Origin of the sequence: Streptomyces sp. NPDC060209, from assembly GCF_042728155.1 — a bacterium.
Taxonomy (GTDB): Bacteria; Actinomycetota; Actinomycetes; order Streptomycetales; family Streptomycetaceae; genus Streptomyces.
The window spans coordinates 1-10,413 of the sequence record NZ_JBHWZS010000309.1; the positions used below are offsets into that span (position 1 = coordinate 1).

9 protein-coding genes and 3 tRNA genes are annotated in these 10,413 nt (G+C 70.1%); 6 read left to right on the forward strand and 6 right to left on the reverse strand.

The window, feature by feature from the left end; translation table 11 throughout:
• Positions 1-8: 8 nt before the first annotated feature.
• The 3 genes from ACFWFI_RS35935 (at position 9) to ACFWFI_RS35945 (ending at position 4,438) form a co-directional block, all read left to right on the forward strand.
• A complete protein-coding gene (locus ACFWFI_RS35935; RefSeq protein ID WP_387398747.1) occupies positions 9-1,679 on the forward strand; it encodes a M48 family metalloprotease in 1,671 nt (556 codons plus the stop codon).
• Between the two features lie 218 nt (positions 1,680-1,897).
• Positions 1,898-3,361 (forward strand): N,N-dimethylformamidase beta subunit family domain-containing protein, encoded by a 1,464-nt coding sequence (locus tag ACFWFI_RS35940; RefSeq protein WP_387398734.1) that lies wholly within the window; start codon positions 1,898-1,900, stop codon positions 3,359-3,361.
• Positions 3,362-3,511: 150 nt separating this feature from the next.
• Complete coding sequence (locus ACFWFI_RS35945; RefSeq protein ID WP_387398736.1) at positions 3,512-4,438, forward strand: phosphoribosylaminoimidazolesuccinocarboxamide synthase; 927 nt, start codon at positions 3,512-3,514, stop codon at positions 4,436-4,438.
• Positions 4,439-4,479: 41 nt separating this feature from the next.
• Here ACFWFI_RS35945 and ACFWFI_RS35950 read toward each other — a convergent pair.
• The 6 genes from ACFWFI_RS35950 to ACFWFI_RS35975 form a co-directional block, all read right to left on the reverse strand.
• Positions 4,480-4,555: transfer RNA gene (locus tag ACFWFI_RS35950), tRNA-Gly, on the reverse strand.
• 22 nt (positions 4,556-4,577) lie between these two features.
• On the reverse strand, positions 4,578-5,201 hold the full coding sequence (locus tag ACFWFI_RS35955; protein ID WP_387398749.1) for a response regulator: 624 nt from the start codon (positions 5,199-5,201) through the stop codon (positions 4,578-4,580).
• Between the two features lie 440 nt (positions 5,202-5,641).
• Complete coding sequence (locus ACFWFI_RS35960) at positions 5,642-5,881, reverse strand: hypothetical protein (protein WP_387398738.1); 240 nt, start codon at positions 5,879-5,881, stop codon at positions 5,642-5,644.
• Positions 5,882-6,075: 194 nt separating this feature from the next.
• Positions 6,076-6,148, reverse strand: a tRNA-Gly gene (locus ACFWFI_RS35965).
• A gap of 79 nt (positions 6,149-6,227) precedes the next feature.
• Positions 6,228-6,299, reverse strand: a tRNA-Gly gene (locus tag ACFWFI_RS35970).
• 152 nt (positions 6,300-6,451) lie between these two features.
• Positions 6,452-6,787, reverse strand: a complete 336-nt coding sequence (locus ACFWFI_RS35975; protein ID WP_387398740.1) for a histone-like nucleoid-structuring protein Lsr2 — start codon at positions 6,785-6,787, stop codon at positions 6,452-6,454.
• Positions 6,788-7,172: 385 nt separating this feature from the next.
• On the opposite strand from ACFWFI_RS35975, the gene purS reads away from it, so the two are divergent.
• From purS to purL, 3 genes are read left to right on the forward strand one after another with little or no spacing between them, the layout of a single operon-like run.
• On the forward strand, positions 7,173-7,424 hold the full coding sequence (gene purS / locus ACFWFI_RS35980) for a phosphoribosylformylglycinamidine synthase subunit PurS (protein ID WP_099173088.1): 252 nt from the start codon (positions 7,173-7,175) through the stop codon (positions 7,422-7,424).
• Positions 7,421-8,101: a phosphoribosylformylglycinamidine synthase subunit PurQ gene (gene purQ / locus ACFWFI_RS35985; RefSeq protein ID WP_387398743.1), complete on the forward strand. Its 681-nt coding sequence runs from the start codon at positions 7,421-7,423 to the stop codon at positions 8,099-8,101. The genes purS and purQ overlap by 4 nt, the downstream gene beginning before the upstream one ends.
• Positions 8,098-10,347, forward strand: a complete 2,250-nt coding sequence (purL, locus tag ACFWFI_RS35990; RefSeq protein ID WP_387398745.1) for a phosphoribosylformylglycinamidine synthase subunit PurL — start codon at positions 8,098-8,100, stop codon at positions 10,345-10,347. Before purQ ends, purL begins: the two co-directional genes overlap by 4 nt.
• Positions 10,348-10,413: the final 66 nt, after the last annotated feature.

The window sequence follows — 10,413 nt, forward strand, 5'->3', positions numbered from 1 at the left end:
GACAGGCTCTGCTGCGCATCCGCAGCAGAGCCACGGCCCTGGCGATCCTGCCGGCGGCCGCGGCGGTCGTGCTGCTCGTCGCGGTCGCCCAGGGACACATCGGCCCAGGGGTGTGGTCCACGGTCAGTTGGGCTGTGGCGGCCTGCGCCGTGGTGGTTCTGCTGGTCGCCGCGGCGGTTGCCGTCGCGGTGGCGCGCGCGAGACCGGCGGTCAGCCCGACCGTGCCCCTCACAGAGGCCGCGGCTCCCGATCTCTACCGGCTGGTCCGGGACCTCGCCGACCGGCTCGACGTCCCGGCGCCGTCGGCCATAGCGCTGACCCCGGACTGTGACAGCTGGCTGGAGGACCGTACGCACCCCGCCGCCCAGCCGTGGGCGAAGGACCTCAAGGGGCAGGCCGGGACCCGGCGGGGCCGTCGGGTCCCGGCGGCCCCCGTGCTGGTGATCGGCTCCCCCTTCCTGTGGTGGATGCGGGTCGCCGAGCTGCGGGCCGTGCTCGCCCCGGTCGTCGCGGGCACCGGGCCGTCCGCGCACCCCGACATAGCCGCCGCCCGCCGTTTCGTCCGCGGCCTGGACGCCGCGGTCGCCGACGCCGCCGAACCCGGGCAAGGGTTCGTACGCCGGATTCCCACAGCCTTCGTGGGGTGGATCGCCAGGGTGCTGCTGCGCGGCTGTCGCGGTCACGCGGCGGAGATGGAGCGCTGCGTCGCCGCCGCCGCGTCGGGGCGTGCCCAGGAGGTGGACTACGGGCTGCGGATCGTCGCCCAGGAGCAGGTCGGCCTGGCCTATGCGGGCTGGGACCGCCTGCTGACCCGGGTCGCGCTGCCCGCCTGGCGGATGGGGCGCTGGCCCTCCCGGCTCGACGCCGGTGTCGTCTCCGCGCTCACGGAGCTCTCCCGGCGCGACCGGCTGGCCGAGGGCTTCACCTCCCGGCTGGGGGAGCGCCCCGCCTGCGATCTGATCGAGGAGCCCGGCGCGGCCGACGAAGCGGCCTCGCTGCTGGCCGCCCGGCTCTTCCACGGAGGGCCTGCGGAGACCGGGCCCGGCTGGTCCCCGGTCGACTGGCAGCAGTATCCGGAAGAGGTCGTGGACCGGAAATGGCGTACGGAGGCCGCCCGCCTGCACCGGGTGCTCGACGCCATGGGAGTGGCCACCAGCGTCTCCGTGGGGGGCCCGGACGCGCCGGGGACCGACGGCTCCCCGGTGCCCACACTGGCCCGTGTGATCGACCACCTGGCCACGCCGGGCGCCAACAGTGAGGCGCTCGCTGCCGGGATCGGCGCCGCAGTCGCCCGCGACGAGGAGAGGGCGACACCGCGGCCGCGCCCCGGCGGCGGCAGCGCCCCACCGGACGGCACTCCGGCCGGAGCGGGAACCGACCCCCTCGATCTCTGGGGGCCCGTCCCGCTCCCGCTCTTCCCCCTCCAGCCGCCTCGTACGGGCACGGAACTGCTCGCCGACCACGTCGTCGCGATGGTCTGCTGCGCCGCCGTGGACACGGCGGGCGCCGCACCCGGACTCGACTGGCTCGACGGCCCCGCGCTTCTGGTTGACGGCGGTCGCAGGTCGGACCTCGGCGCCCCCGTGCTCAGCCTCGTCGAGGACGGGGACGCGGAGCCGCTGCTCTCCTGGCTTTCCGCGGTGGGAGTGCGTACCGACAAACCCGTACGCCTGGGCTGAAAGGTGCGCCTGGGCCGACGGTCCACCTGAGTTGCACGGCCGTTCGTCCGCTTAGGTAACGAAATGGGCAAGATATCCCATCAATGCCCGGAAGATCGGGCTTCGTTCCCATCAATTAGCGACGAACGGTGACGGAGTGCGTGCGTAATGTGATGTGCTGGGGGTGGCGTCGGTACCCGGCGCACCAGATGTTTCGGGGGACGAGGGAGGGGAGCGGGATGGGGGCTGAGCAGATTCGGCGCTGGGAATCGGGTGCCCTCGCGCATGCCGTGAGTGACCCTTTCGGGCAGGGCCCGCTGCCCTGGCTGCGCGGCAGCGAGAACTACTTCGACGACACCGGCCAGGTCGTCCCCTGGTACGCCGCCCCCGAACTCGGCCGCGGTGGAACCGGCGGTGGCACGCGTACGGCCGACGACGTCCACCAGCAGATCAAGGGCTTCGTTTCCCCCGGTGCCGCGGCGCCCGGCGAGGCGATCGACTTCCACATCACCGTGGACCCGCCGCAGCAGTTCTCCGTCGACGTCTACCGCATCGGGCACTACGCGGGCGACGGCGCAGCCAAGATCACCACCAGCCCGCGCCTCTCAGGCATCGTCCAGCCGGCACCGCTGACCGCCGAGCGGACGGTCTCCTGCCATCACTGGTGGCTCTCCTGGCGGCTGCAGATCCCCGGCTACTGGTCGGTCGGCGCATACGTCGCCGTGCTCACGACCGCTGACGGCCACCGCTCACACGTCCCCTTCACGGTCCGCGACGACCATCCGGCGGACCTGCTGCTCCTGCTTCCCGACGTGACCTGGCAGGCCTACAACCTCTATCCGGAGGACGGCCGGACCGGCGCGAGTCTCTACCACGCCTGGGACGAACAGGGCAGGCTGCTGGGCGAGGAGGACGCCGCCGTCACCATCTCCTTCGACCGGCCCTACGCGGGCGCGGGTCTGCCTCTCCACGTCGGTCACGCCTACGACTTCATCCGCTGGGCCGAGCGCTACGGCTACGACCTCGCGTACGCCGACGCCCGCGACCTGCACGCCGGCCGCGTCGATCCCAGCCGATACCGGGGCCTGGTCTTCCCCGGCCACGACGAGTACTGGTCCGTGCCGATGCGCCGCACCGCGGAGCTCGCCCGGGACACCGGCACCTCGCTCGTCTTCCTCTCGGCCAACACCATGTACTGGCAGGTCGGTCTCGGCCCGTCCCCCTCCGGCGTCCCCGACCGCCTGCTCACCTGCCGCAAGCGCCGCGGGCCGGGGAAGTCCGCGCTGTGGCGTGAGATCGACCGTCCCGAGCAGCAGCTGCTGGGTATCCAGTACGCCGGCCGGGTCCCCGAACCTCACCCCCTGGTCGTGCGGAACGCGGGCCACTGGCTCTGGGAAGCCACCGGTGCGGCCGAGGGCGACGAGATCGACGGGCTGGTCGCCGGCGAGGCCGACCGCTACTTCCCGCGTACGACACTGCCCGAGCACGAGAGCCGCATGCTCCTCGCGCATTCCCCGTACGCCGACGGCGACGGGGCGACCCGGCACCAGGAGACCTCGCTGTACCGAGCCCCGTCGGGCGCGCTCGTCTTCGCGTCGGGCACCTTCGCCTGGTCTCCGGCCCTGGACCGCCCCGGCCATGTCGACGCCCGTATTCAGCGGGCTACGGCAAATCTCCTCGACCGGATCTGCAAGCGGGACTGAGAAACGGAACCTGGTACCGAGCCGCGCGACGATACCGGGCCCCGACGCGTATGTGGCCCCGCCGTGTCCACAGGGCGACCCCTGGCGCCGCGGCCCCTTCGCATGCGGGACAATCGGAACGACTCCTGGATCAACCTACGCGGAGGCAGCGTGTCCGGTTTCGTAGAAAAGCCCGAGCCTGTGCAGGTGCCGGGGCTCACCCATCTGCACACTGGCAAGGTGCGCGACCTGTACCGGAACGAGGCGGGCGACCTCGTGATGGTCGCCAGCGACCGCATCTCCGCGTACGACTGGGTCCTGCCCACCGAGATCCCTGACAAGGGCCGCGTGCTCACCCAGCTGTCGCTGTGGTGGTTCGACCAGCTCTCCGATCTCGTCCCCCACCACGTGCTGTCGACGGAGCTCCCCGCAGGCGCACCCGCCGACTGGGCCGGGCGGACCCTGATCTGCCGTTCTCTGCGTATGGTCCAGGTCGAGTGCGTGGCGCGCGGTTATCTCACGGGCTCCGGACTGATCGAGTACGACGCGACCCGGACGGTCTGCGGTATCGGTCTGCCCGAGGGTCTCGTCGACGGCTCCGAACTCCCGGGGCCGATCTTCACCCCGGCCACGAAGGCCGCGGTCGGCGATCACGACGAGAACGTCTCGTACGAGGAGGTCGCCCGCGAGGTCGGCCCCGAGACGGCGGCCCTGCTGCGCCGGGCGACGCTGGACGTCTACGGCCGTGCCCGGGACATCGCCCGTGAGCGCGGGATCATCCTGGCCGACACGAAGTTCGAGTTCGGCTTCGCGCCCACCGAGGACGGCGGTGAGGAGCTGATCCTCGCGGACGAGGTGCTGACGCCCGACTCCTCCCGCTTCTGGCCGGCCGAGACCTGGGAGCCGGGCAAGGCGCAGCCTTCGTACGACAAGCAGTTCGTGCGCGACTGGCTGACCTCGCCGGCCTCCGGCTGGGACCGCCACAGCGAGCAGCCGCCCCCGCCGCTGCCGCAGGAGATCGTCGACGCGACCCGGGCCAAGTACCTGGAGGCGTACGAGCTCCTGACCGGCACGAGCTGGCCGGCCCAGGGGATGTAATGGCAGAAGGCCCCGGTCACGGGGACCGGGGCCTTCTTGCGTGGAGCGAACGACGAGGTTCGAACTCGCGACCTCAACCTTGGCAAGGTTGCGCTCTACCAGCTGAGCTACGTTCGCATGCGCCGCAGCGCGCTGCCTACTATACCCAACCTCTCTCCTGCGCGAGACGCACTGCCGCGTGACGGTTCTCCGCACCGAGTTTGGAGACGGCCGCCGACAGGTAGTTGCGTACCGTGCCCTGCGACAGGGACGCCCGCTCCGCGATCTCCGCGACCGGCGCCCCGTCCGCCGCCAGTTCCAGCACCTCGGCCTCCCGTGCGGTGAGCGGGGAGTCACCGGCGGAGATCGCGTCGGCAGCCAACTCGGGGTCCACATAGCGATTTCCCGCATGCACGGTTCGGATGATCTCGGCGAGCCGCCTGGCGCTGACCGTCTTCGGGACGAACGCCCGGACGCCCGCCTCCAGCGCCCGCTTCAGGGTCCCCGGCCTGCCGTGACTGGTCACGATCATGGTCCGGCAGCCGGGCAGTTCCGCCCGCAGAGATGTGGCGACCTTCACACCGTCCGCGCCCGGCATCTCCAGGTCCAGGACGGCTACATCGGGCCGGTGCGCCATGGCCATGGCGAGCGCCTCCGGACCGGTCGCCGCCTCGGCGACCAGGACGATGTCGTCCTCCAGCGCGAGGAGCGCGGCCAGCGCGCCCCGGATCAGGTGCTCGTCGTCGGCAAGCAGGACTCGGACCGGGCCCGGTGCGGGTGTCATCGTCTTCTCCAGCGGGGAGGGTGCGGTATTCCGTGGCGAGGGCAGCGGGACGGCCGCGGTCAGGTGGAACAGGCCGGTGCCCGTCGGTCCGGCCTCCAGTGAACCGCCCACCGCGGCCGGCCGTTCCCGGAGTCCGTGCAACCCTGAGCCACCGCCGGGGATCACGGACACGTCCGGCGTCACACCGTCGTTCTCCACCACCAGCCGGACCCCGTCCGGCGCGGTCTCGAGCCGGACGGCGCACCGCTGGGGATCGCCGTGCCGCAGCACGTTGGTCGCCGCCTCCCGTACGGCCCAGCCGAGCGCCGACCGCACCGGAGCGGGAAGCCGCCCGCCGTCGCCGTGGACGGCGCACTCGATTCCGGCTGCGCGCAAGACACCCTGGGCTCCCAGCAGTTCCGTACGGAGGTCGGCCTCCCGGTACCCCAGGGCTGTCGCGGTCAGGGCGAGCGACAGCTCGGGAAACTCCTCGGGCCCGACATACGCACGAGTCCGAGCAGGCCCGCCGTGTTCGCGAGCATCAGGACGGCCCCGAGCGCCGGCAACGGCCTTTCGACGGTCCCGCGCCCCATGCAGCTCTCGAGGGACCGGGGCACCAGGGGGGCGGAACAGAGTCCCTGGGCGATCGCGATCAGGACCGTCCCGGCGATCAGCGCGACAGGTGCGTCGGGCTCCCGCACGGGCCTCGCCGTAGGCCCCGCACCGAGACCATCGCACCCCGGGGAATGCCGTCGCTGGTCATGACTCAAGACTTCTGCGGGATCACCGCCGCGAGCAGTCCGCGTTGTCATCACTGCTCATGACAAACGTCATGCGTCGATAACCGGGAACGCCAAAGGCCCCGATCGATATCGACCAGGGCCTTTGAATCAAGAGCGGACGACCAGGTTCGAACTGGCGACCTCAACCTTGGCAAGGTTGCGCTCTACCAACTGAGCTACGTCCGCATTGCTGCCACTCGGCTTTCACCGGTGGAGCGCTCACTACTCTACCTGATCCACTGAGTGGTCCGGTAAGGCAGTGCAGAGCGGGTGACAGGAATTGCACACTGCGCCTTCCCCCTGGAAGGGGGATGTTCTACTACTGAACTACACCCGCACGCTGCGTCGGACCCGGCTTTTCGGCCTTGCCCTTCGGCGTGCTCCAGACTCTAGCCGACCTGCAGGGGTGTTGTGCAAGTCGGCTCCCCGAGGTGTCGCTCCGGCGATCGGCGGACCTTGAACCGGAAGGGAACATTCCGGGCGTCGCTCTCAACTGGCCGCGTTGAACGCCTCGTAGACCTTCTTGGGGATCCGGCCGCGGGCCGGTACCTCCATCCGGTGCGAGCGGGCCCACGCGCGCACGGCCGCGGGGTCCGGCGCGAGCGACGTGTGGTGGTACGACACCGGAGCCTTGCCGCGCTTGCCGGTATTTGTCTGCTTTCGGCCGGCCGCCATGTACGGGGCCAGCGTCTTACGCAGTTTCTTTGCATTGGCGGGATTGAGGTCGATCTCGTACGACTTCCCGTCCAGGGCGAAGGTGACCGTTTCCGCCGCTTCTCCCCCGTCGATGTCGTCGGAGAGCGTAACCACTACGCGCTGAGCCACGGATATCGGTCCTTTCCTGCGGCACCGTCGCGCCTGACATGCGCTGATGCCGGCCTTCCGGCGGCTGGGCGGATACGGATCGACTGCTGTCGACTGTTCCGGGGCAATCGTGCTTTCCCGAGTATTCATTTGTACAGCGGCGGGAGCCGCATTGTGAAGCCCGGGCAATTACATCCGCGTGTTGCCTGCGGGCGACCACGTGCAATCCGGGTGAAGATTTTTTCCCAGGACTTTCCCTGGGTGTCGTTGCCTCCGAAATCTCGCCGTGATCAGGGTCGGTTCATATCTACCCGCGTAGAATTTCTGGCCAGGTACGCTGAGTGGACCCGCGGGGATCTGGGGAACCCCTCGGAGACACAGCCGCACCACACCACCGGGAGTGCCAGTGGCACGCGTCGTAGTCGACGTCATGCTCAAGCCGGAGATCCTCGACCCGCAGGGACAGGCTGTGCAGCGCGCACTGCCCCGTCTCGGCTTCGACGGAATCGCGGACGTTCGTCAGGGAAAGCGTTTCGAGCTCGAGGTCGAGGGGCCGGTCGACGATGCCGCCCTTGCCCGTATTAACGAGATCGCCGAGACCTTCCTCGCCAACACCGTCATCGAGGACTTCACCGTCAAGGTGGAGGAGGAGAAGTGACCACCCGTATCGGCGTCGTCACTTTTCCCGGCACGCTCGACGACCAGGACAGCCTGCGGGCCGTACGGATCGCGGGTGCCGAACCCGTATCCCTCTGGCACCGCGACAAGGACCTCCACCAGGTCGACGCGGTCATCCTGGCGGGCGGATTCAGTTACGGCGACTATCTGCGCGCCGGCGCCATCTCGCGTTTCTCGCCGGTGATGGAGACCGTCATCGAGCAGGCGAAGGCCGGCATGCCGGTCCTCGGCATCTGCAACGGCTTCCAGATCCTGACCGAGGCGCACCTGCTGCCCGGCGCGATGCTGCGCAACAACCACCTCCACTTCATCTGCCGCGACCAGAAGCTGCGGGTGGAGAACGCGGAGACCGCCTGGACCTCGGACTACACGGCGGGCCAGGAGATCTCCGTACCGCTGAAGAACGTGGACGGCCGGTACACCGCCGACGAGCACACGCTCGACGAGCTGGAGGCCGAGGGCCGCGTCGCCTTCCGCTACGCCGACGTCAACCCGAACGGCTCGCTGCGCGACATCGCCGGCATCACCAACGCCGCGGGCAACATCGTCGGTCTGATGCCGCACCCGGAGCACGCCGTCGAGCCGCTGATCGGTACCGGTCGCACCGACGGCCTGGGTTTCTTCACCTCGATCATCAAGAAGCTGGTCAACGCATGAGCCTGGACACGGTCAAGCACGCGGCCGAAACCCCGGACGCCGGACAGCCCTGGAAGGAGCTCGGCCTCAAGGAGGACGAGTACGCCCGGATCCGCGAGATCCTGGGCCGCCGTCCCACCGGCGCCGAGCTCGCCATGTACTCCGTGATGTGGTCCGAGCACTGCTCCTACAAGAGCAGCAAGGTCCACCTCAAGCAGTTCGGCGAGAAGGTCCCCGCCAACGACGCGATGCTCGTCGGCATCGGCGAGAACGCCGGTGTGGTCGACGTCGGCCAGGGTTACGCGGTCACCTTCAAGGTCGAGTCGCACAACCACCCCTCGTACATCGAGCCCTACCAGGGCGCGGCCACCGGCGTCGGCGGCATCGTCCGCGACATCCTCGCCATGGGTGCCCGTCCGATCGCGGTCGTCGACCCGCTCCGCTTCGGTGCGGCCGACCACCCCGACACCCGGCGGGTCCTGCCGGGCATCGTCGCGGGCATCGGCGGCTACGGGAACTGTCTCGGCCTGCCGAACATCGGCGGCGAGGTCGTCTTCGACGCCTGCTACCAGGGCAACCCGCTCGTCAACGCCGGCTGCATCGGCGTGATGAAGCACGAGGACATCCACCTGGCCCAGGCCTCCGGCCCCGGCAACAAGGTGATCCTGTACGGCGCCCGCACCGGCGGCGACGGCATCGGCGGCGTCTCCGTGCTGGCCTCGGAGACCTTCGACGACACCAAGCCCACCAAGCGCCCCGCCGTCCAGGTCGGCGACCCGTTCCAGGAGAAGCTCCTCATCGAGTGCACCCTGGAGATCTTCAAGGAGAAGCTCGTCGCGGGCATCCAGGACCTCGGCGGCGCCGGGCTCTCCTGCGCCACGAGCGAGCTGGCCTCCGCGGGCTCCGGCGGTATGCGCGTCGAGCTGGACACCGTGCCGCTGCGCGACTCCTCCCTCTCGCCCGAGGAAATCCTCATGAGCGAGTCGCAGGAGCGCATGTGCGCGATCGTCGAGCCGCAGCACGTGGACCGCTTCATGGAGATCTGCGAGAAGTGGGACGTCATCGCCACCGTCATCGGTGAGGTGACGGAGGGCTCGCAGCTGGAGATCTTCTGGCACGGCGAGCAGATCGTGGACGTACCGCCGCGGTCCGTCGCCCACGAGGGTCCGACGTACCACCGGCCGTTCGCCCGCCCCTCCTGGCAGGACGCGCTCCAGGCCGACGACGCGGGCAAGCTGGCCCGTCCGGCGAACGGCGCGGAGCTGCGTGAGCAGGTCCTCAAGCTGGTCGGCTCCCCGAACCAGGCCTCCAAGTCCTGGATCACCGACCAGTACGACCGCTTCGTGCAGGGCAACACCGTGCTCGCGATGCCCGAGGACGCCGGCATGGTCCGGATCGACGAGAAGTCGAACCTGGGCGTGGCCATGGCGACCGACGGCAACGGCCGCTACGCCAAGCTCGACCCGTACACGGGCGCGCAGCTCGCGCTGGCCGAGTCCTACCGCAACGTCGCCGCGTCCGGCGCCAAGCCGCTCGCGATCTCGGACTGCCTGAACTTCGGCTCGCCCGAGGACCCGGACGTCATGTGGCAGTTCGCCGAGGCCACCCGTGGTCTCGCCGACGGCTGCCTGGAGCTGGGCACCCCGGTCACCGGCGGCAACGTGTCGCTGTACAACCAGACCGGCGAGACGGCGATCCACCCGACGCCGGTCGTGGCCGTCCTCGGTGTGATCGACGACGTCACCCGGCGCACGCCGGTCGCGTTCGCCGAAGAGGGCCAGCTGCTCTACCTCCTGGGCGACACCCGCGAGGAGTTCGGCGGCTCGGCCTGGTCCGAGGTCGTCCACCAGCACCTCGGCGGCATGCCGCCCAAGGTCGACCTGGGGCGCGAGAAGCTGCTCGGCGAGATCCTGATCTCTGCTTCCCGCGACGGCATGATCGACGCGGCGCACGACCTCTCCGACGGCGGCCTGATCCAGGCGGTCACCGAGTCCTGCCTGCGCGGCGGGAAGGGTGCCCGGCTGGTCGTCCCGGACGGCCTGGACGCGTTCACCTTCCTGTTCTCGGAGTCGGCCGGCCGCGCGATCGTCTCGATTCCGCGCAGCGAGGAGCTCCGCTTCAACGACATGTGCGGTGCGCGGGGACTGCCCGTCGCCCGTATCGGTGTCGTGGACGGCGAGGAGATCGAGATCCAGGGTGAGTTCAGCATCCCGCTGAGCGAGCTGCGCACGGCGCACGAGGGGACTCTGGAGGGTCTGTTCGCCTGAGCTTCCGGCTGGAACGCCTGAACACCTGAACGCCCGAAGCCCCCGTCCGGCCGACCGGACGGGGGC

Excerpts from the sequence above, each read along its gene's own strand:
- ACFWFI_RS35940 (WP_387398734.1), top strand. The coding sequence starts at position 1,898 with ATGGGGGCTGAGCAGATTCGGCGCTGGGAATCGGGTGCCCTCGCGCAT.
- ACFWFI_RS35955 (WP_387398749.1), bottom strand. The coding sequence starts at position 5,201 with ATGACACCCGCACCGGGCCCGGTCCGAGTCCTGCTTGCCGACGACGAG.
- purL (WP_387398745.1), top strand. The coding sequence starts at position 8,098 with ATGAGCCTGGACACGGTCAAGCACGCGGCCGAAACCCCGGACGCCGGA.